18 protein-coding genes, 1 tRNA gene and 2 pseudogenes are annotated in these 20,755 nt (G+C 36.0%); 11 read left to right on the top strand and 10 right to left on the bottom strand.

Translation table 11 applies throughout. From position 1 onward, the window contains the following. The first annotated feature begins 2 nt into the window (after window positions 1-2). The 3 genes from YN1551_RS07995 to YN1551_RS07985 are packed head-to-tail and all read left to right on the top strand — an operon-like array spanning window position 3 to window position 2,652. On the top strand, window positions 3-1,415 hold the full coding sequence (locus YN1551_RS07995; protein WP_012716118.1) for an L-aspartate oxidase: 1,413 nt from the start codon (window positions 3-5) through the stop codon (window positions 1,413-1,415). Then, complete coding sequence (gene nadC / locus YN1551_RS07990; RefSeq protein ID WP_012711235.1) at window positions 1,412-2,239, top strand: carboxylating nicotinate-nucleotide diphosphorylase; 828 nt, start codon at window positions 1,412-1,414, stop codon at window positions 2,237-2,239. The genes YN1551_RS07995 and nadC overlap by 4 nt, the downstream gene beginning before the upstream one ends. A gap of 41 nt (window positions 2,240-2,280) precedes the next feature. Beyond that, on the top strand, window positions 2,281-2,652 hold the full coding sequence (locus YN1551_RS07985; RefSeq protein ID WP_012713636.1) for a DUF302 domain-containing protein: 372 nt from the start codon (window positions 2,281-2,283) through the stop codon (window positions 2,650-2,652). Here the strand turns inward: YN1551_RS07985 and YN1551_RS07980 are convergent. From YN1551_RS07980 to YN1551_RS07960, 5 genes and pseudogenes are all read right to left on the bottom strand, one after another. Further along, window positions 2,635-2,982: a PadR family transcriptional regulator gene (locus YN1551_RS07980; RefSeq protein WP_012717522.1), complete on the bottom strand. Its 348-nt coding sequence runs from the start codon at window positions 2,980-2,982 to the stop codon at window positions 2,635-2,637. The genes YN1551_RS07985 and YN1551_RS07980 overlap by 18 nt on opposite strands. Before the next feature lie 32 nt (window positions 2,983-3,014). Then, entirely contained in the window at window positions 3,015-4,205 is a 1,191-nt protein-coding gene (locus YN1551_RS07975; protein WP_012717521.1) for an MFS transporter, read from the bottom strand. A gap of 38 nt (window positions 4,206-4,243) precedes the next feature. Further along, entirely contained in the window at window positions 4,244-6,088 is a 1,845-nt protein-coding gene (locus YN1551_RS07970; protein ID WP_012713639.1) for an amylo-alpha-1,6-glucosidase, read from the bottom strand. 7 nt (window positions 6,089-6,095) lie between these two features. Further along, window positions 6,096-7,964 carry a glycoside hydrolase family 15 protein gene (locus YN1551_RS07965; protein ID WP_012713640.1) on the bottom strand — a complete coding sequence of 623 codons (1,869 nt, stop codon included), beginning with the start codon at window positions 7,962-7,964 and terminating at the stop codon, window positions 6,096-6,098. Window positions 7,965-7,978: 14 nt separating this feature from the next. Then, window positions 7,979-9,245, bottom strand: a pseudogene (locus tag YN1551_RS07960) (DUF4954 family protein). A gap of 37 nt (window positions 9,246-9,282) precedes the next feature. On the opposite strand from YN1551_RS07960, the gene YN1551_RS07955 reads away from it, so the two are divergent. From YN1551_RS07955 to pyk, 7 genes and pseudogenes are all read left to right on the top strand, one after another. Next, entirely contained in the window at window positions 9,283-10,626 is a 1,344-nt protein-coding gene (locus YN1551_RS07955; protein ID WP_012716121.1) for a glycoside hydrolase family 57 protein, read from the top strand. Then, window positions 10,613-12,313 (top strand): glycosyltransferase, encoded by a 1,701-nt coding sequence (locus YN1551_RS07950; RefSeq protein WP_012716122.1) that lies wholly within the window; start codon window positions 10,613-10,615, stop codon window positions 12,311-12,313. The genes YN1551_RS07955 and YN1551_RS07950 overlap by 14 nt, the downstream gene beginning before the upstream one ends. Before the next feature lie 10 nt (window positions 12,314-12,323). After that, entirely contained in the window at window positions 12,324-13,010 is a 687-nt protein-coding gene (locus YN1551_RS07945) for a hypothetical protein (RefSeq protein WP_012716123.1), read from the top strand. Further along, window positions 13,007-14,104 (top strand): FAD-dependent oxidoreductase, encoded by a 1,098-nt coding sequence (locus tag YN1551_RS07940; RefSeq protein WP_012716124.1) that lies wholly within the window; start codon window positions 13,007-13,009, stop codon window positions 14,102-14,104. Before YN1551_RS07945 ends, YN1551_RS07940 begins: the two co-directional genes overlap by 4 nt. 82 nt (window positions 14,105-14,186) lie before the next feature. Next, a pseudogene (locus YN1551_RS15860) lies at window positions 14,187-14,993 on the top strand (IS5/IS1182 family transposase). A 206-nt stretch (window positions 14,994-15,199) separates the two neighbouring features. Then, complete coding sequence (locus YN1551_RS07925) at window positions 15,200-15,712, top strand: DUF1955 domain-containing protein (RefSeq protein WP_012713647.1); 513 nt, start codon at window positions 15,200-15,202, stop codon at window positions 15,710-15,712. Then, window positions 15,712-17,061 carry a pyruvate kinase gene (gene pyk, locus YN1551_RS07920; protein WP_012713648.1) on the top strand — a complete coding sequence of 450 codons (1,350 nt, stop codon included), beginning with the start codon at window positions 15,712-15,714 and terminating at the stop codon, window positions 17,059-17,061. The genes YN1551_RS07925 and pyk overlap by 1 nt, the downstream gene beginning before the upstream one ends. Here pyk and YN1551_RS07915 read toward each other — a convergent pair. Continuing rightward, window positions 17,050-17,385, bottom strand: a complete 336-nt coding sequence (locus tag YN1551_RS07915; RefSeq protein ID WP_012711251.1) for a YidH family protein — start codon at window positions 17,383-17,385, stop codon at window positions 17,050-17,052. The genes pyk and YN1551_RS07915 overlap by 12 nt on opposite strands. A gap of 135 nt (window positions 17,386-17,520) precedes the next feature. On the opposite strand from YN1551_RS07915, the gene rpiA reads away from it, so the two are divergent. Next, the gene (gene rpiA / locus YN1551_RS15855) at window positions 17,521-18,204 is read left to right on the top strand and encodes a ribose 5-phosphate isomerase A (RefSeq protein ID WP_012717520.1); all 684 of its coding nucleotides are present in this window, start codon (window positions 17,521-17,523) and stop codon (window positions 18,202-18,204) included. On the opposite strand, the gene YN1551_RS07910 is transcribed toward rpiA, so the two are convergent. The 4 genes from YN1551_RS07910 to pyrH form a co-directional block, all read right to left on the bottom strand. Next, window positions 18,186-18,284, bottom strand: a tRNA-Leu gene (locus YN1551_RS07910). The two genes, rpiA and YN1551_RS07910, sit on opposite strands and share 19 nt — an antisense overlap. A 48-nt stretch (window positions 18,285-18,332) precedes the next feature. Further along, window positions 18,333-19,718, bottom strand: coding sequence for a homocitrate synthase (lysS, locus tag YN1551_RS07905; RefSeq protein ID WP_012711253.1), 1,386 nt, complete (start codon window positions 19,716-19,718; stop codon window positions 18,333-18,335). A 63-nt stretch (window positions 19,719-19,781) separates the two neighbouring features. Continuing rightward, the gene (locus tag YN1551_RS07900; RefSeq protein WP_012711254.1) at window positions 19,782-20,057 is read right to left on the bottom strand and encodes a hypothetical protein; all 276 of its coding nucleotides are present in this window, start codon (window positions 20,055-20,057) and stop codon (window positions 19,782-19,784) included. A 5-nt stretch (window positions 20,058-20,062) separates the two neighbouring features. After that, window positions 20,063-20,743, bottom strand: coding sequence for a UMP kinase (gene pyrH, locus YN1551_RS07895; RefSeq protein WP_012711255.1), 681 nt, complete (start codon window positions 20,741-20,743; stop codon window positions 20,063-20,065). Between the last annotated feature and the right edge of the window lie 12 nt (window positions 20,744-20,755).

Here is a 20,755-nt window from a genome sequence, read left to right as displayed (position 1 = left end):
GTATGATCTACATTTTCGGCAGTGGTCTAGCGGGTCTAAGCGCTGCAATATCCTTGCATAAATCTGGATACAAGGTAACCGTTATTTCGAAGAAAATTGATGGGGGCTCAAGTTATTGGGCGAAGGGTGGTATTGCTGCAGCTGTTGGCAACGAAGATTCCCCAGAACTTCACTTGAGCGATACTTTAAAAGTGGGTGATGGGTTATGTGATGTTAAATCTGTGGATTACGTTACGAGGGAGATTCGTTATGTTATTAGCACAGTTGAGAAATGGGGTTTCAGATTTGATGAGGGTTTAAGGTTAGAGGGCGGGCATTCTAAGAGAAGAATATTGCATAAGACTGACGAGACTGGTAGGGAGATAACTAGTTTCCTTTTGAACTTAGCTAAGAAAGAGGGAATTAATCTCGTTGAAGATAAGTTACTAGCCTTAAAGGTCAAAGATTGTAAGGTTGTAGGATTCGTAACGGAAAAGGGTGGAAGTTTTGACGCCGAAAAGGTCGTTTTAGCTACAGGTGGTTATGGCTATTTGTTCAAATTTACTTCTAATCCTAGTACAAACGTGGGAGACGGTATAGCCATAGCCTTTAGGACTGGAGCTTTGGTTTCAGATATGGAGTTTGTTCAATTCCACCCTACTGTTACAACGTTTGATGGTAAAGCTTATCTATTGACTGAAACCCTAAGGGGTGAGGGAGCGATTCTGCTGAACGAGAAGGGCGAAAGATTTACTTTCAATTATCACAGTAAGGGTGAATTAGCTCCAAGGGATGTTTTAAGTAGGGCTATCTATGACCAGTACAAGAAGGGGCATATAGTTTATATTGATCTTTCACCCATTGAAGATTTTGATGGGAAGTTCCCCGTTTTAAGTAAATACATTAAGAGGTATGGTAAGAAGTTGCAAGTTTTTCCAGGGGCGCATTATACTATTGGAGGGATAAGGATAAATGTTCGTGGAGAAACCAATATTAAAGGTTTATATGCAATAGGTGAGGTTTCGGATAGTGGTCTTCACGGTGCGAATAGATTGGCTAGTAATTCCTTGGCTGAGGATTTAGTGTATGGTATTAACTTACCAATGTATATTGATAATTGGGAGGGGTTAAGTGTGGATGACGCTAAGGAAACTGTTGAGGTTAAGTTAAGTGGTGGGAATTCTTTGAGTTTGGATGAGATAGGAGAGTATAATTGGAATTATTTAGGGATTGTCAGAAATGGCGAGGGGTTAAGTAAGTTGGTTAAGGTTTACGAGTCTGCTGATTTGAACGATAACGCTACACTGGTTAGCCTATTAAGTGCCAAAGGGGCATTGTTAAGAACGGAAAGTAGAGGTACACATTATAGGGAGGATTATCCTAATAAGAGTTGGGAAGACGGTAAGAGGATATATTTCGTGGTGAGCAGAAATTGATTGAGTGGATTTACGTTAAGAGGCTCTGGGATTATTTAGAAGAAGACGTAATGCCAGAGGATATTACTACCAAATTTTTAGAGGGTATAAAGGCAAGGGGTGTTGTTAAGTGTAAGGATTCTGGGATTTTGGCGGGTAATAGGTTTGTTATTCCTTTTCTCAACTACTTAGGGTTTTCTAACATAAATGGGGAGAAAGACGGTAGTGAGGTTAACAAAGGTGACGTTGTTTTACTTTTTGAGGGTAATGCTGATGTTTTGACTGTTGAGAGGCTTATTTTGAACTTCCTAGGTAAGCTTTCCGGCATTGCAACTATTACCAATTTAATGGTTAAGAGGGCTAGAGAAGTTAACCCTAATGTAAGAATTTCTGGTACTAGGAAGACCACCCCGGGCTTTAGGTTATTTGAGAAGTATGCTATTGAGGTTGGTGGTGGTGATCCTCATAGGTATAATTTATCCGATGCTGTTTTGATTAAGGATAATCACATTGCTTTGTATGGGAATATCGAGGAGCTTATTAAGAGGGTTAAATCTTCGGTGAGTTTTACTAAAATTATTGAAGTTGAGGTTTCCTCTTATGAAGACGCAATAAGGGCTTATAAGGCTGGTGCTGATGCCATATTACTAGATAATATGAAACCTTACGAGATTTTACCAATAGTCAATGAGCTTAAGGGTAAGGTCATTTTAGAGGCTTCTGGTGGGATAACGCCGGATAATGTTGTTGATTACGCTAGGACTGGCGTGGATATTATTTCCAGTGGTTATACTACACATAGTTCTAGATCTTTGGATTTCTCTCTTGATGTAGAAAAAATCTAATTTTGGAAAAACTTTTTAAGTAATACGTTACAGCCTAACGTATGTTCAACATTAAGGAATGTAAGCTTAGCTTTAACGAGTGCATTAAGACATTAATTGAAAGGATAAAATCATCTGGAGCTGAAGTTTTTGCAATTATTGATCACTCTGAGAACGCGAGAAAGGTTGGGCTTAATTTAGAGCCTACTGTAGTAGTTTATTTTGGAAACCCTAGAATTGGTACTTTATTAATGCTTAAGAATAGGCATATCGCTTATGAGTTACCGTTAAGGTTCCTAGTCTGGAGTGAAAATGGTGTTGTTAAGATTGGTTATAGGAAGCCGAGTGAGGTTGGAGAGGAGTATAATATAAGACATGGAGAATTGTTAGAGAAGATGGATAAGTTCATGGAAAGTTTACTCTCTAACCTTTAATTTTTGGATGTCTGCTATCAACTCGTCTAGTACCTTTTTTACAGCTATTAGCGGTTTCTCATGGGATAGTAAAAATCTTTTGCCCTTATCAGTTATAAAGTACTTCTTTATCTCTTGTCCTCTTTCGTTTTTCATAACTTGCGGTATTGTCAGTCCTCTTCTTTCTAAGTTCTTCAATATAACGTATATTGACCCTTCTGGTAGTTTATAATCCAACTTCTCTCTTATTATCTTTTCGAGTTCATATCCGTGTTTTGGCTCTTCTAAAAGCGTCTTTAAAATTAGTAGTGTTATTATCCCACCAAGAATCTTTTCTGTCCTTGTAGCCACAAAGAACTATATAAAATTTATGGATAAAAAGCTTATCCAAATAATGGTACCTTACTTTTCTTTGGTGGTTTGGGAACTAAGGCTGTCAATGCTCCCGCGAGGAAAGCCATTACGGTTACAATTTCGCTCGCAAATACTAGGTTTGAAACTTGAGATATTGCTCCTACTATTATTGGTCCAATAACTCCTCCGCCAGTAACTCCTAGTCCCCATACTAGTGAGTTAGCAAAACTTGCTGAGTTTCTAGGTACGAAATCTCCAACTATTGATAGCATTAGTGGAAATGCGCTGAAGTTAAAGAGTCCAAATAGTGAGAGTAATGCTATGTTCGGTATTTTTAGAAATAGGAGTAGCGCTATGGCCGCACCAAAGGTCGATATCACATAAATTAGTCTTCTCCCTACTCTATCTGATAAAAATCCCAGTATCGGTTGCCCTACTACAGCTACGGCTAGGGCTATGGTAATTGCTTCACCTAAATTAACGTTGTAAGAATAGCCATAATTTTCTACTAATAGTGTTGGAAGGAACTGTGAGATTCCTTGACCAAATACGCTTCGTAGTAGTGCAATAATAGTTAGCAAGATTACTACAAATAGTGTACTTCTACTATTGGTTGTAGTTGAGAGAGAAGGTGTTTTAGGATCCTCTTCTTTCGTAATAGTAATTTTTAGAAATAATGATGGTAACGCTGCTATTATTGATATTATGCCTATTATTAGCGCATCTAAGGTCATGTCCTTGTTCAATATTGCAAATAGAGATAATGTTAATGTTGGGTAAATCGCTCTGCCTAGACTGCCCATTGACCCGTTAATACCTAATGCAATACCCGCATTTCCCTTGTATGTTATTGATAGAACAGCAGCACCTATTGGATGATAGAATGCTGATGCAAAACCCGCTATTGCTACTGAAATAAATGTTAATGGCAAGAAGTGAAGTTGTATTGAGTAGCCGAATAGTATTAGCCCAATTCCCCACAGTAGTATTCCTATTCCCATTATCTTGGAATAGTTAGTAAACTTATCTGCTACTCTAGAAACTAATGGAGAGGCTAATGCAGATATGCCGAAGAAGAATGCACCGGATAGTATTCCAATTAGGAATTTTGATATGTCGAGATATGTTATTAAAAATGTGAATGCTACTGGAAGAAACCAGCTATTTCCATCGTTTATAAAGTGAGATAATGAAGTTAAGGTTAGTATTCTGGCTTTCATAAGAATAGATTAAAGTTTTATCCCTAAAAAGTTTACCCCTATAGTTTGGATAAGTTAACAAGGACTCTATATACCTCTGCGTTGCTCCACGCTTGTGCAAAACATCCTCTTGGCCTATATGGTGGTATGTCGTCAAAAATTTCCGGGATATATCCTTGATTTTTACTGGCGTGAGTTAGAAGGGGATTTAAGTACTCTAGCAAAAGTTTTAGTTCCATTATGTTACTTTCAAGTTTTAACTTGGCATCAACGTATGCACCCAGTAGCCAGGGCCAGATGGGTCCATTATGATAAGCCTCATCTCTGCTTCTCCTATCCCCCTTATATACTGGTTTATAGTTAGGATCTTCTCTACTTAAGCTACTTAATCCGTATTGTCTAAGCAATTTACTTTCAATAAGTGTTAAGATCTTAGAAGCTATATTCTTATCATCTATTATGGGAAATGGTAAAGAAATGGAAAATATTTGGTTAGGTCTTATGCTCTTATCTGGAATGTTATCCCAGCTTATATAATCGTAAAGACCGTTTTGTGAAATGAATTTTTCTGCAAATGATTTCTTAACTTTTTCTGCCATAACTGATAAATATTCTGCTTTTTCTCCCAATTCCTTAAGTAAGAATTCAGCTATCCTTAACGCGTTATACCATAATGCGTTTATCTCAACTGCAGCGCCTTCTCTTGGGGTTACTATTCTACTATCATAAGATGCGTCCATCCAAGTTCTTGGGGCTCCTTTGTGGAAAATTAGGTTATCAACGTTATAGACTACTCCATTTCCCTTGGAATACCAGTCTATTATATCCAAGACCTTATCAAATACCTTTCTAATAAAGTCATTATCTCGTGAATAAATATAAGTTTTATAAATTGCGTTTATAGCCCAGAGTGAAATATCAACACCTTTGTATACTGGTTCTCCGTTATAGCTTATGAAATTGTTTGGTAGCATACCCCTTTTTTCAAGATTTAAATATCTGAGAATTATTTGTTTAGCAATATCATACTGTTTATCAACGAGTAAAAGTCCTTCTAAAGATATGAAAGTGTCTCTCCCCCACTCGTCAAACCAGTGATATCCAGCTATAATTGCCCAGCCGTCTTTTCCTTTGACTACAAAGTCTTTTCCTGCCACTGAAAGAAGTTTTAAAATATCATAGTGATCAGTTTCTTCAACGTTCAAATCCTTTGGACGTTGGTCGTAATATGCTGTAACTGAGATCTTATTTGAGGTTGAGATAATGCAGAATGGATTATATAAATCTTCCATATAATTATTCCCTAACTCTTGATCCAATTTATAAATAAAGTTATAATACCAGTAACCAGAATTCATTAGCTCATACTTATCATGAATTTCAAAGTTCAAAATTCTTTTCCCCTCATATAATACGTAAATTATATTTGGTGGATAAATCTCATACGTAAAGAATTCGTTTTGGAATTTCTTAGCTAGATGATGGCTTCTAAAAGTAACGAAGGGACATAATTTGAATTTACCCCTAGTCGCAATATAGGTAATTGTTATCGCATTGTAACCTTTATGAACCTTTAGAGTTTTTTGAACTTGTGAATAGCCAAAGTCATAATACCAAGTTATTTTGTTATTACCGGTTTTTTCAACGTTTACTAGATATTTATACCCATCTGGATAATATGAGTTCGGATAATGATTAGTCGACATCGAGTACGCGTTCCCGTTAATAAGCAAGAAATCCTCAAACTTGGAAAGTATTAGGAATCTATGATGTGGTTGGTTTAATGGAACTATTAAGTATCCATGGTAAGTCCTGGCGTTTATTCCGCATATTGTGGATGATGCATATCCTCCAGTCCTAGTTGGTAAAAGCCATTCCTCCTCGCACTGGTCTAAGGGGATCATCCAAGGGTTATATATGGTTTAAGAGCTTATTAATTGCTATTATGAATTCAGCGTGAGACCACACTAAAGGTGTAACTGATGTCGGCTCAAAAGTTTCTGGATCCACTTGTTCTGGTAAAAAGCCAGTTGGTAATGCCCTATTAATTACCCATTTTATGTACTCGTTTGCCTTATTTTTATCGTTAATTGTAGCATAATATTCAGCTAGCCATAATGTTGTGATTATCCAAGGATTTGGTTGTTTTCTCCTCCTCTGATACATATCATTCTCATACCTTATTACTCCACCGTTCACGGTTAATTTATTTTCAATCTCGTTAATGGTATTTATCATAATTTTGTCATTTGCGTCCACAAGACCAAAGAAGAATGGGGCATAGAGACTTGAGTCCACGGTTAGATCTTGATTGTTTTCCTCATCTATTCTTCTAATAAACCTTCCATTATATGTCATTCGTTTCAAAACCATTCCTTTTAATAAACCTGACGTATCACTTAAGTCTTCACTTAATATTTCATCTCCTACATCATAAGCTAACTTTGCTCCCTTCGTCAATGCACCGTAAACTGTAGATACTGTATAAATATGTATGCCATATCTTTCTTCCCACAGATCAAAAGATGGTTTTGGTAATCCCTCTTCCATAAAGGACATCATAAATTTTAAGGCCGGCTTTACGAACTTCTTATATAAGGGAAGTATTTCGTCAATGTCTTCGTATTTTTCGTAATGGCTAACTATTGCCCATACTTCTAATGCTGTCTCGTCTTCTTGGATTGGATATATCCTTTTCCCCTTATAAAACCAAGGATGCCAAGAACTAGCTAGAGTTGTATTTGGATTATATTTATGGTACAAGAAACCTTCAGAATTTACTATATTAGAAATAAATTGAAAATGTCTTAATGCTAGTTCTTTATAACCAGCTAGATCTAGGGCATAAGCAGCAATTGCCGCATCCCTAGGCCAACAGTATTGATATGAATCCCCATAGATCTTTACAAAGGAGAAGTCTGAGGAGGCTATTATTGACCCGTTAATGTCCATGTGATTTCTTATTATAAAAAGGCTAACATCATAGACTCTCTTAATATCTTGCATTAAACTGTTTCTGAAGAGTTTATTTTTCTTTAGCCAATTCCGCCAAAACATATAGGTCAGCGTGAATGAGGTCTCTACGTTTGCGAAGTTTATTTTTCTTATTTTTTGCCTTAAATCCTCTAGGTTTCTATCTGCAACGATTACATTGTATAATTTCACATAGGAATTAGGATCTATATTTGCCTCTATACCCATACTTGAATTTACATCTCCGTTTTCTATACCGTTAAGCCCCAAATTGCCATCGTAAATATCACCAATCAAGTCACCTTTGCCTACATTATATTCAGAAAATATTGATGTTGTAGTAAATACTTTAAAGGCCAGATATCGTTTAGATTTATAATGAACAATTGAAAGGGATAAGGGATCATAAAATGCAGTATCCCCAAATGGATTTGAATATAAGTTTATATCATGTATAAAGAATATTTTTATATTTCTATTATTATTTTCATTATTTGCTACTTTTATAATAGACATATAAATCGGATCATCAGGGTCTAGAAAGTTGTAAGAGAGAAGAGAAAGTCCCAATTTCCTAATGTCGCTCCTAATCTCAACCATATTTGCTTCATCCAGATACAATACAGTAGTTTCCCATTCTTCATCTAAGGAGATGACATTCTTATCTTTATCCCAAATGGCTAACCTAATTGGGTTTCCAGAAGTCTGGTTTTCCATTCCAATGTAAGGATAATAAATATCAACTATTCTACCCTTCTCATCGAAGTTTATTAACATTCTACCATTTCCTATGGAAGAAACTCTCATGGTGAGATGCCTTATCACGTTAATATTGTATCATGAATTCTACTGCCGGCATTTATAAACTTGTGTGGGTAAATTCTAGAACCTATAATCTCACTACCTTCCCCTATTATTACATCGTCGGCAATTACACTATCTATTATCCTAACTGGTTTCTCATCGTTTGACCTTATCTCGACATGCCTAGCTATTATCGAATTTTCAATGTATACGTTATCTCCAATATAACCTCTATCCATAATCGCGCTTCTTACTATCTTTACTCCCTTCCCAATCATCGTGAAGTTATCTACATTAGACTCCTCTATATATGTATAGTCACCTATTTGACAATGTCTACCTATAAGCACATCCCCTTCAATTTTTATGAGTCCTTTCTTGAATTTTCTCTGTATCTCCTTTCTTCTCTTCCTTGAGTCCGGGCTTGTTCCTTGTACAAATATACGTCTATTAGGATCTATCCTCATTCCACCTATTTCAGAATCTGGCAATGTGTGTAATAGCGTAATCATTGCGTCCAAATAACGCTCTGGAGTACCTATATCAAACCATATTTCTTTCATGGGATATCCGTAAACTGGATAACCTTTATTTATCAAGTATGGAATTATATCCTTTCCGAAATCCATTTTACCCATATTATACATTTCCTTCACGTCATTACTCTCAAAGATCTTTCTTATTTCGGGGGATAGAATATAAATTCCAGTATTTATTAGATCTGATGGCGCGTCCTCTCTCCTCTTAGGCTTTTCAACAAATTTTCTTATTGCCAAGTCCCCAGTAGTATCGGCTACACCGAATTCACTTAGGTCTCCTTCATATTTCTTTAGTACTATGGTCATCAACGAGCCTTTAGATTCGTGAAATTCCAATGCCTTTGCTATATCCAACTTGAATATGTTATCTCCTTGTACTACTATAATAGGCTCATTAATGTCATAATATTCGATATTTATTCTCACAGAATCGGCGTTACCTATACTATCTACTCTTGGTTGATACTTAAAGTGAACTCTTGGCTTAATCTTATATCTTGCTGAAAAACCAATACCCTCCTTGAATAAGTCAAACAAAGACCTATAATTTACATACCCCCCTTACACCAAAGATGAATTCCTTAATCCCTTGTTTAGCTAACTCTAAAATTGTATATTCAATAAGTGGTCTGTTAAGTAATCTAATAGCTGCCTTAGATGTTTCTATTGTTAAAGGTCGTAATCGGGTAGCTTCCCCACCTATGGGAATTATGACTTTTACATCTGATATATCCCACTTTGTCATCAAATAATATTTATGAACGTGTAACTTATAAAAAGATATGAAAAGAATAATATTAGGATTTGAAGTTCATCAGCCGTTCAGGATTAGAAGAGATTTCTTCTGGAACCCGAGATTTAGGCAAAGCTTAGAGGATAGGTTTTTCGATACTGAGAGAAATAAGGATATATTTGAGAGAATAAAGAAGAACTGCTATATCCCTGCAACTAATATAATACTAAACTCCATTGAAAGAGCTGAAGAGGAAGGTAAAGACGTTAAATACTTCTTTTCAATTTCAGGTACTTTCTTAGAGCAAGCTGAAAGATGGGGCAGAGAAGTAATAGACTTGTTTCAACAATTGGCTTACACTCATAAAGTTGAATTTCTAGCACAAACATACTATCACTCAGTAACTGGTCTTTGGGAGGATAAAAGTGAATGGAGAGAGCAAATTAAGATGCATAGGGATGCTATAAAATCGTATTTTGGGCAATATCCTACTACTTTTGAAAACACTGAATTAATAACTAAAAGGGATATTATAGAAGAAGCTGAAAGGATGGGCTTTAAGATGATGTTAAGCGAAGGGACTAGTAGGAATTTAAGGGGAAGAAGTCCAAATTATGTCTATAAATTAAAGGGACATGAGATTAGAATATTGTTTAGAAATTACATATTAAGTGACGATATAGCCTTCAGGTTTTCTAATCCAAATTGGGATCAATATCCGTTAACGGCTTCCAAATACGCTGATTGGATAAGTAAGAGTGAGGGAAATGTGGGATTAATATTCGTAGATTACGAGACTTTTGGAGAACATCACAAAGAGCATACTGGAATTTTAGAATTTCTCAAATGGCTACCAATAGAGCTTGAGAATAAAGGGGTGGAAATGATGATGCCAAAGGACGTTTACAATGATGTCTATGATGAAATAGAGATCTCTCACACTACCTCATGGGCGGATATAGAAAAGGATGAGAAAAGTTGGTTAGGTAATATAATGCAATGGGCTTACGACGACGCAGTTAGAAGGGCTGAGATGCCCTCAAGGGAATTGGGGAATGAGTACTTAAGAGTTTGGAGGTATTTCACTACAAGCGATAATTACTATTATCTTTATTTAGGGCATGGGAGTCCAGCTGAAGTACATTCCTATTTCAACGCCTTTGGATCTCCTATAGACGCATTTATAAATGAATTTTATACAATATCGACATTTATACATGAGGAGATAAATAAATTAAATATTAAGAATGAGCCTTATATATTTATGTTAGGAGATAAGAGAGCGTCAATAGCTTGGAATGAAAAAGAATTCATGGAAATTGTAATGAGAGATGAAAGGTTTAAAACTCATTTGAAAAACTTAAGGCAGTGGTTAGGAAATGAAAAGGATTGAATCACTGTGGTTACCTGAGGACATTAAAAAAGTGTGGATGATAACATTTGAATTGCAAAAGATAGCAAGTGTAGGAGGATTAGGAAATGCTGTATATAACATGGCTAAACATCTAGCTGAAAAGGGAATAGATGTTACGGTTTTCATGCCATCTCATGGAAGGCATCTAAATGAATACTATAGGTCTCTCTTAAGTTTGAGGCACATTGACATGGTTGTTGAGGGAAGAAGAAAGGGATTAGATAATAACTATTATCATTATAAAATAGGGTTTGAAGAAGGAAAAATAGATAATTTCAAGGTGATTTTGGTAAAAGGATTAGATTATAATACTGGTAGAATATTGGATTCATGGAACGTATATGATAACACAATGGAGAAAACTTCGCTCCTTACAAGAGGATTAGAGGGATTCACTTTAGGCAATCTATCTAACCTTCCAGATATAATCCATGCACAAGATTGGCACGCTGTAATTCCCGCAGTAAGGATAAAACAACTCTTGGAAGAGAGACGAATAATCGTCCCAGTTATTTACACCATTCACTTGCTGAATTACATTGGCGTACCTTGGCACTACGCTTCTCAGGACTGGTCTGGAATTGAGGATTGCTGGCATTATATTTGGATGGTGGCCAGGCATGAATTATATAAATATTCATATGTATGGGATGTGTTGTCAAATGGAAAAATTGAGAAATTTGGTTGTTACGAGGCTGATATGTTAAGTAGTGTAAGCTACAGTTATTTAAGTTTTGACGTATTCAATTTTGTAGGAAATTGGGTAGCCAATAAATCATGTGTAACGTATAATGGCACAGATTGGGATGTAGAAGAGATCCAGAATAAGGCTGTTACAGTGTATGGAACTAAGGACAGAAGGGAGTTAAGGAGAAGGCTCCTTTCATCTCTACACTCACTCAGAGTTATTCCAGAGGACTACACTACCGGCAATATGCTATGGAATAGTAGGGGTAAGTTAGGGGTAAGAGATGATTGGACTTTCGATGATTTAGGGGAAGGGCCCTTGGTTTTATTTACTGGGAGATTAGTGTATCAAAAGGGTATAGATTTACTTTTTAGGGCTATGAAGACAGTTGTGAATGAAATAAATAATGCTAGACTCTTAGTTTTTGGAATTCCGTCCGGAGATTATAACTTGCTTTGGGATATTATAGAGAGAGCTTCAGAAATTAGGGATAACATGAGGCTAATAGTAGGTAGAATGGATTTAGATATATATAAGCTATTTCATTACGTTTCCTCAGTCTTCGTAATTCCATCTAGATGGGAACCGTTTGGTATAAATTCGATCGAGGCTATGGCTATGGGATTACCAGTAATTGCCTATGCTGTAGGGGGTTTAAGAGAGACAATCGTTGACATTAGAGAGGATAAAAATAATGGCACAGGTTTCTTGATTAAGCCTGAAAGTATAGACGAATTAGCTAGAGCTATAAAAAATGCGTTATATTTGTCAGAGGCTTCAGAGCTTAATAGAAGCGATTTGCTATATAAGGCTAGTGAGGTTAAAGTAGATGATACGAGATACTGGGAGAAGGTACGTGAAAATGCAATAACTAGGGTTAAGACTAGATTTAGATGGGATGCAGTGATAAACTCTTTAATTGAGTGTTATAGAAGGACTCTCGATATGGCTAAATATAGGGCTTTAGCCTCCTTTTGAGGAAGATATTATGGATATAAAGAACGCATTGGAAAGAAAAGACATCAAATATTTGATAAGGTATATAAGAAGTGTACTTAATTTGCTGAAAAGTAAAGATAGATTAGAAAGAGAAGTTGGATGGAAAGCTATAGATTTCTTAATCGAAACTGGGAATGTTAATGAACTAGTCCAGTATAGGAATTACTTAAGATCATTACTGTGGCATAGATTGCAAGGGGTTAGAGATGACGCCTGGAAACACTTACATGTGTATAAAATCTTACAGACAAAGGGGATTGAAAGAGCATTAAATGCGCAATCAGACAAAATAAAATGGTCTGCTTGGAGTAATGTTCTAAATTTAGTTCAACTAGAGATGGTTCCAAAAGAACACATCAGAAGCGTGAGATACGCCTATTGGAGATTATTAAGAAGTATATATCCAACTATTAGGAAAAAAGCTTGGAGACTGTTTGTTAAATTAGTTCATGAAGGGATATTTGACTCCTCAGATAAGCATAGGTTTTCTGAATTGCTAAAAAGCAATAAAGCCAATGTTAGAATTCTGGCCTGGAGGACGGCTTTCATGCTTGTTAAAGAAAATTTCATCAGTGTAGATGAGTTAAAGGCAAATATTGGATATCTAGAGGAGCTAACTATGCAACAAAGTAAAGTTAAAAAAGTTGCTGAGAAATTAATTAAAGAACTAACTTGAAAGTTGGAATTGTAGGAGGAGGGATAGTAGGCTTATTTACTGCTTATTACCTAGGTAAGGAAGGGATAAAAGACATTATAATATATGAAAAAGGTTTCCTAGGAGCTGGTTCTATACACGCTGCAGGCTTGATAGAGCCTTATAGATTTGATAAAATAAATACCCTTAGCATGATTAAAAAGATGTTAAAATATAAAATGAATGGGAGTACTGACATAAAGGAAGTTGACAAACTTTGGTTGATAGAGCTTATTAAGAATCTAGAAAAGAATCCTCCAAAAGAAGCTTGGGATACAATGAGAGAAATGGCTAAGTTTTCTCTATCGGAATACAAGAGAATGGCTGAGGAAAAGAACGATTTCGATTATCATGAAGATGGTCTTCTTGAATTGTATCATAATTCTAAAGAGTTTGAAAATGGAATAGAGGATGAGAAAAAGAGTCCGTTTAGTCCTAAGTTTGAAGTTGAGGAAGTAAAGGGTTTTGCAGGTGGGATATTCTTTCCGGAACTAAGTAGAATATCTACTGAAAAATTCGTTGATAGAATTTCAAGAGAAATTACCGACAATATAAAGGTTAGAAATGAAGAGGTTAATAAGGTATCTAAAGAGGGATACGTAGGTGAGGAAAAGTATGACTTGGTAATAGTAGCAGCTGGGGTTTGGTCTAGAATACTTAAAATTCCACTAACTGCGTTTAAGGGTTATGGGTATAGAGTTAAAGGCGTTAGTAAGCTAAATCGCGCAGCAGTTATTGTGGATTACGGTCTAGCTATCTCACCGTTAAGTGATCATATAAAGATAACTGGAGGATTTGATGCAGACTTTTCCATTCACTCCAAAAGAGCTGAAGAATTTCTAAAAAAAGCTAAAGAATTAGTTGATATCCAATACGTTAATGATTTAAACATGGGCTTTAGGCCATGTTCACCAGATGGTTTCCCAATAATTGGGAGGAGAAATAATCTAGTATTAGTCACTGGAGCGTGTAGGTTAGGATGGAGTTATGGACCAGCTATGGGTAGATATGCGGTTGATTTAGCCCTAGATAAGGTGAAAGATCTTGGTTATATTTCACGATACTATCACGAATAACAACTGGATACGCTAGATCATGGTTTATGGGCTACTTTAGAATTATACAAAAATCTATAACTTATTATGTCGATTATTACCCATGAGAAAGAGGAAGTACAAAAGAGACTGGAGCAACTACGACAAGAACGTCATAACTAGGTACAAGCTAATGTTCCCCCCTTCTACGTTTTCGAACACTGGTTAACTAGCAGAGGAGAATAGGTATGCCAGAACCAAGTATAGAGCTCCAAAGGAGTTCAGCGAATTCCTAGCCTTCCTACCTTATATATAGAAGGAATATTGAGAGCCCTAGAGAGATTGAAAATAATCCCAACCAACCTCTCAATGGGAGAGAGTAAGGAACATAAGCGTGACCTTCCCAGAAGCAAACGACCAACTTGAAGTAATAGCAGATACAACGGGAATAAGCACAAGTAAGGGAGGACAATACATTATAGCAAAATGGGGTAAGACTAGGGATTCAAAATTCCTCAAGATCGAGATAATAATGGATAAGGACCAGTTCAACGTGATAAACGCTGAGGTTACCAGCAACGAGGTTGAAACTGCGATTAGGGATTTACGAGATAAGGGAAAGAAGTTTTATGGAGGCTTATGATGCTAACGAGGTTTACAAGACTGGAGTTGGGGTTGTTGTCCCACCTAGGTTTCTACGAAGCGTGGTCATCCTTTTAGGCTGTGCGGGAGTTCAAGAAGTTGGGTTATGATCGATGGAGGTTATGGTGTTAGATGGAGGTTGAGTCCTTGTTTTCTGCTGTTAGCTTTTTGGGAGTCTGTTAGAACAAGTTTTGCATCTAAAGTGGTTGAGGCTAAGCTCTGGGTTTACGCGTGGATGGTCCACCTGGCTAATTCTGTAGTCGGTAGGGCTCTGGGTATTAGGGTGTGATCTTGAGAAGAATGTTGAAATAAATACTAGTTATCAAAAAATTCTCCTTGTATTATATCATCTTTATAAAATAAAATGAACTAATCAACAAAGCAGCTAGATCAATAATGTTAAAGATAAAGAAAATTTCCATCCAATTTTAGTGTAATTTAAAAGAAATGGGGTTTAAGAAATAATTTAAACTATTAATACGTAGAGTATTATTGATGAGCGAGAGTCAAGAACTAAGAAGAAAATTAATTGAAGCTAAAAAACTGATATTAGATGGTTTCGTTGAACAAGGAATTGAACTTCTCTCTAAGACAATTACATCAGAAAACATTAAAGAATCAAATTGGATTATATGCAATGTAATAGATACAGCAGATTGTGATGCAGTTGTAAAAACCCTAGATTCCATAGGAAAAATATTTGATATGTCCCCTTGTGCTAATATAAAGAGAATAGTTTACTGTTATGCGTTAGTGAATAAAGCGAGTGAATATGTTGATTTGGCACTAGATATTATAGTCAAGTCAAATAAAAAGGATGCATTAGATAAACTATATAATGATTTGAAAAATGAAAAAATTAATCCAGAGTTCTTATTGAAGATAGGAATTGCATATAAGAAACTAGGTGCAGTCAAAGAAAGTAATGAAGTCCTAAGGAAGGCATGTGAAAATGGATTAAAAGAGGCATGTGAAAACATTAAAGAAATAGCTAGTAAGATTATGTAATGAGAAAAACTAAAATAGTTGCCACTTTAGGTCCTTCCTCAGAGGAAAAAGTAAAGGAGCTTGCTGAATACGTTGATGTTTTTAGAATAAATTTTGCTCATGGTGATGAAAAATCTCACAAGAAGTATTTTGATCTCATTAGGACATACGCACCAGAGTCTAGCATCTTAGTAGATTTGCCAGGGCCTAAATTGAGACTGGGAGAGCTTAAAGAACCAATAGAGGTGAAGAAAGGAGATAAAATAATTTTCTCCCAAAAAGATGGAATTCCAGTCGATGATGAGCTATTCTATTCCGCTGTAAAAGAAAACTCATACATCTTAATTGCAGATGGAACAATACGTGTAAGGGTCACGTCGAAAAGTAAGGATAAAGTAGAGGGAATTGTTGTAGAGGGTGGAATTTTATTATCGAGAAAAGGAATAAATATCCCTAACGTCAGTCTAAAATCTGGGATAACAGATAACGATTTAAAACTTTTGAAAAGAGCGTTGGATCTGGGAGCAGATTATATAGGTCTCTCTTTTGTAATCAGTGAAGATGATGTAAAGAAGGTAAAGGAATTTGTAAAAGATGAAGCGTGGATTATTGCAAAGATAGAGAAGAGTGAGGCGTTAAAGAACTTGACCAATATTGTCAAGGAATCAGATGGAATAATGGTAGCTCGAGGCGATTTGGGAGTTGAGACTGGGCTAGAAAATTTGCCTTTAATTCAAAGGAGAATAGTAAGGATTTCAAGAGTATTTGGCAAACCCGTTATTTTAGCAACTCAAGTACTAACTTCAATGATAAACAGTCCTATACCTACTAGGGCGGAAATTATAGATATTTCTAACTCAATCATGCAGGGCGTAGACTCTATAATGTTAAGCGATGAAACTGCCATAGGTAATTATCCAGTTGAAAGCGTAAGAACTCTTCATAATATTATAAGTAATGTAGAAAAGAGTATAAAGCACGGACCAATTGGGCCACTTAATAGTGAAAGTGATGCAATAGCTTTAGCTGCTGTAAACGCAAGTAAAATATCTAAAGCAGACGTAATAGTAGTGTATAGTAGATCAGGGAATTCAATATTGCGTGTATCGAGATTAAGGCCTGAGCGTAACATAATAGGAATCTCTCCCGATCCTAAACTATCTAAGAAGTTTAAGCTATGTTATGGTGTAATACCTCTAAGTATAAGCAAGAAAATGGAATCAATAGACGAGATAATAGACGTTTCCACAAAGCTGATGGAGAAAAAGGTTAAGGACTTAAGATTTAAAAAAATTGTTATTGTAGGAGGGGATCCAAAACAAGAGGCAGGGAAGACTAACTTCGTCATAGTCAAGACATTAGAACAGTAGAAGGAATGATAGAATTATTGCAAAAATTATAATTATAACAGAAAAGATAGTATTCTCAGTCTTTTTTGGTTTAATAGAACCTTTCTCTAAATCCTTTTCGTAAGCTAAATACGTATATAAACCGTAAAGTATGGTTATTACACCTAAAATTATCATGACCTCACCGTAAATTATTGACGTAGACTGAGTATTGCCAGTTGGCTTTAGAAGATGTAGAAAGAGTACGAATTTAGCTATAACAAAGCCAAAACCTATAAGAGCAATTCCAGTTCTTATCCATGCTAATAAGGTCCTTTCATTTGCTAGATGATCTGAGTTTGACATATTTAAACACCCTAAGGTTAAATACCTATGAAATATAATTTGTTTATAAGTGATGAGCTTCCAGGCTTAGATCGATGAAGAGGGATGTGCAAACGCTGAGTTAGGTTTTATATTTACTTTACCAACCATTTACTCGTGAATCCAAAGGAATTATTGGCAACGTATACTTTGAACTATCTAAGAGAAAAGAAGATAATAGGTGTTGGTACAGGAAAAACTGTTAAAAAATTGATAGAAGTTTTGAGTAAAGAAGAAAATCTTAAAGAAACTGTATTGTTAGTTGCGAGTTCGCTCGATACTGAAATCGAATTGAGTAAACACGGTTTTAAAGTAATTTCACTCCTTTCCGCTATTCAACCTGAAATTTACGTTGATAGTTTCGATGTAGTTACCAAAGACGGTATAATGATAAAGGGTGGAGGAGGTGCCTTGCTTAGAGAGAAGCTTTTAACATATTTTTCTAAGTATAGGATTTTTATAGGAGAATTCAATAAGTTAAAGGACTCTAAACTAATTGACGTTCCAATTGAGGTCGTAAGCGTCGGCGTAAGTTATGTCAAAGATAAGCTAGAGAAAATGGGATTTGCTGTAAAAATAAGAGAGGGAAGCGGTAAAATGGGACCAATTATTTCAGATAATGGAAATGCGATTTTAGATGTTTCTGTTAAGACTGAAAATTTATGCGAGTTTGACAGAATGATAAAGACCATTCCATCAGTAGTAGAAACTGGGATTTTCTGTAAGGAATTATATAATAAGATAATATTGGCTAATGAAGAAGGTAGGATTGAGGAAATGTATGCGGGGGACGGGATTTGAACCCGCGAAGGCCTTCGCCAGCGGATCTCTTACTAAAGGGTCTTGAGTCCGCCCCCTTTGACCAGCTCGGGCACCCCCGCACATTTTAAATATAAACTCGTTTTCCTTAAAAAGTTTTAGAAGAGGATTTACATTTTCTTAAGGACTAATGACGTTAGTGTTGATCTCACACCTTTAGTTGCTCTTATACTTTCAATTATCTGGTTTAATTCGTTGGAATCCTTAGCTTGAACTTTAACCAATATGTCGTAATCGCCGGAAATTTCCATAACCTCCTTAACGCCATTAATAACTGACAAACGACGGGTCACTGATGTGGTATAAACGTTAGAATCACATTTAACTGAAATTAACGCCTCTATTTGTTCGGGTGGCCTTGGCTTTAAAACTCTTCCAGTTACCTCTTCAGCTAACTCAAGCAAATCCACATCTCTGTAAAATCTTATGGTTGTATTTGACTTGATTTTGGCTAAAATCTGATCCATTTCAGCGTCACTAATCTTCACACCTAGTTTTTCATATTTATCCCTCAACGCATGCTTTCCCGTATATTTATCAATCGTATAATCTCTTGTTCTACCAAATGTCTCTGGAGGCATAAATTCATATGTTCTAGGATCATTTAACACTCCTGCCACATGGACCCCTGCCTTATGCAAGAATGCGTAATCCCCAGTAATGGGGTAGTTGGGTGGCATCGGAATTCCACTGTACTTTTCCACCAAACTGGAAACATACTGCAATTTATCTAGTTTAACGACTTCTATACCAAAATGATATTTAATAGCTGCTGCTATTTGTTGCAAAGGTACTATACCAACCCTCTCTCCAAGCCCATTGACTGTAGCATGGATAATTGTGGCTCCACCTTCTATCGCAGCTAACGCATTTGCTACTGCCAAACCTAAGTCATTGTGAGCGTGAATATCAAACTCCAAGTTTGGTACTTCCCTTGTCAATGCACTGAATAATTCCTTCGTTTTAGATGGATATAAAATACCTACAGTATCCGCTATACTAACCCTATCTGCCCCTGCATCTCTAGCCGTTTTCGATACTGTAACTAAGAAATCGAAGTCTGTCCTTGAACCATCTTCTGCGGTAAATCTGACTTTTACGCCATGATTTTTAGCGTAGCTGATCGTCTCAGCTATTGTCCTTAAGGCCTCTTCTCTAGTTGCTTTGTGTTTTGCCTTTAAATGTAAATCACTTACACCATAGAATATTGCTATCCTATCTACCTCCAATTCTGCTGCAATTTCTATATCTCTTTTTACGGCTCTACTATGTCCTACAATTTCTGATGTTATAATACCCTCTTTTTTCAATTTCACTATTCTTTTTATCCCTTCATAAATATCTGGGGATACTGCTGGATGGCCAGCTTCTATCATAGATACTCCTAAATCGGATAAGGCTTTGGCTATCTCTACTCTTTGATCTACAGTGAATATCACTCCAGGGGTTTGTTCTCCTTCCCTTAACGTTGAATCTAAAATACCTACTTTTATCATATAAGTGAGAATCAAGGTAAAGGATATATAATGAATTTGGTAAAGAAAGGTTCGAATTACAAACTATTTTATAGTACTTAGTATCAACTGATTCACATTCTCTATGCCTATTTTTTTGTAATATCTTTGCAGTATCTCTGCAATCATGTCATAAAATTCTTTATTTTTCCTTATCTCATCCAAATGGCTCGAATATACATATATTATAGATGTCTTGATATTATCACTACTTCTTATATCTAGCTCTATCTCATCTAATATCTGCATAACCATATCGAAATTTACTTTCCCTTTAAATTGTCTTAATTTTGCAAATTCTGGATCTTCTAGTATTGACATAACCATCACGTCGGCTCTATAATTGATGAAACTTCCTCTCCTTTTAATATGTTAATTATCCTATTAAGCTTTCTATAATTCATTACCACAACCCTTATTTTGGAACGCTCAACTATCTTTATTGCTAGAGGATCTAATAACTCATACGTACCAGCTTGAACAGATTGGGAACCCTCTAAGATTTTACGTAAGTCTTGAGTAGTTAAGTGAGGAATAAGTTTTACGTCCGTATACACTCTTGGATCTTTCTCGTAGACACCATCCACATTAGTTGCAACAACTAAGGTTTTTGAAGAGGAGGCCTCAGCAACTAGCGCAGCCACAGCAGCAGTTGATTGCCCAGGCTGAAATCCACCTGTAACCACTACCTTTCCATGAGACCAATCTTGTATAAACTCTTCTAAACTTTGGGGAACGTGCATATACGCTAAATCTTGCAAGGAGAACATTACTAGATAAGCGTTAAGTCTTGAGGCCCATATACCTAAAAGATCTAAATAAGCTTCACCTATTCCAATTTCTCTTGCTAGCTTTATATACCTTCTAGCAGTAGAACCTCCACCTGTTACAATACCTACTCTAAAACCATTATCAGTAAGCTCCCTGATACTCTCTCTTAAGACTATTAAGTTGTTTACATTATCTTCATCAAAAAACTTACCACTTATCTTTAAAATAATGTTCATCACTTTACAAAA

Origin of the sequence: Sulfolobus islandicus Y.N.15.51 (assembly GCF_000022485.1) — an archaeon.
In the GTDB taxonomy this organism is placed as follows: domain Archaea; phylum Thermoproteota; class Thermoprotei_A; order Sulfolobales; family Sulfolobaceae; genus Saccharolobus; species Saccharolobus islandicus.
Note: the sequence above shows the minus strand (reverse complement) of the source record. Positions and strands in the feature narration are given on the sequence as shown.

Bases quoted from the DNA above. Each gene is read 5' to 3' on its own strand.
- YN1551_RS07995 (WP_012716118.1), top strand. From the start codon at position 3: ATGATCTACATTTTCGGCAGTGGTCTAGCGGGTCTAAGCGCTGCAATA.
- YN1551_RS07985 (WP_012713636.1), top strand. From the start codon at position 2,281: ATGTTCAACATTAAGGAATGTAAGCTTAGCTTTAACGAGTGCATTAAG.
- YN1551_RS07975 (WP_012717521.1), bottom strand. From the start codon at position 4,205: ATGAAAGCCAGAATACTAACCTTAACTTCATTATCTCACTTTATAAAC.
- YN1551_RS07970 (WP_012713639.1), bottom strand. From the start codon at position 6,088: ATGATCCCCTTAGACCAGTGCGAGGAGGAATGGCTTTTACCAACTAGG.
- YN1551_RS07965 (WP_012713640.1), bottom strand. From the start codon at position 7,964: ATGAGAGTTTCTTCCATAGGAAATGGTAGAATGTTAATAAACTTCGAT.
- YN1551_RS07955 (WP_012716121.1), top strand. From the start codon at position 9,283: ATGAAAAGAATAATATTAGGATTTGAAGTTCATCAGCCGTTCAGGATT.
- YN1551_RS07950 (WP_012716122.1), top strand. From the start codon at position 10,613: ATGAAAAGGATTGAATCACTGTGGTTACCTGAGGACATTAAAAAAGTG.
- YN1551_RS07945 (WP_012716123.1), top strand. From the start codon at position 12,324: ATGGATATAAAGAACGCATTGGAAAGAAAAGACATCAAATATTTGATA.
- YN1551_RS07925 (WP_012713647.1), top strand. From the start codon at position 15,200: ATGAGCGAGAGTCAAGAACTAAGAAGAAAATTAATTGAAGCTAAAAAA.
- pyk (WP_012713648.1), top strand. From the start codon at position 15,712: ATGAGAAAAACTAAAATAGTTGCCACTTTAGGTCCTTCCTCAGAGGAA.
- YN1551_RS07915 (WP_012711251.1), bottom strand. From the start codon at position 17,385: ATGTCAAACTCAGATCATCTAGCAAATGAAAGGACCTTATTAGCATGG.
- lysS (WP_012711253.1), bottom strand. From the start codon at position 19,718: ATGATAAAAGTAGGTATTTTAGATTCAACGTTAAGGGAAGGAGAACAA.
- YN1551_RS07900 (WP_012711254.1), bottom strand. From the start codon at position 20,057: ATGTCAATACTAGAAGATCCAGAATTTGCAAAATTAAGACAATTTAAA.
- pyrH (WP_012711255.1), bottom strand. From the start codon at position 20,743: ATGAACATTATTTTAAAGATAAGTGGTAAGTTTTTTGATGAAGATAAT.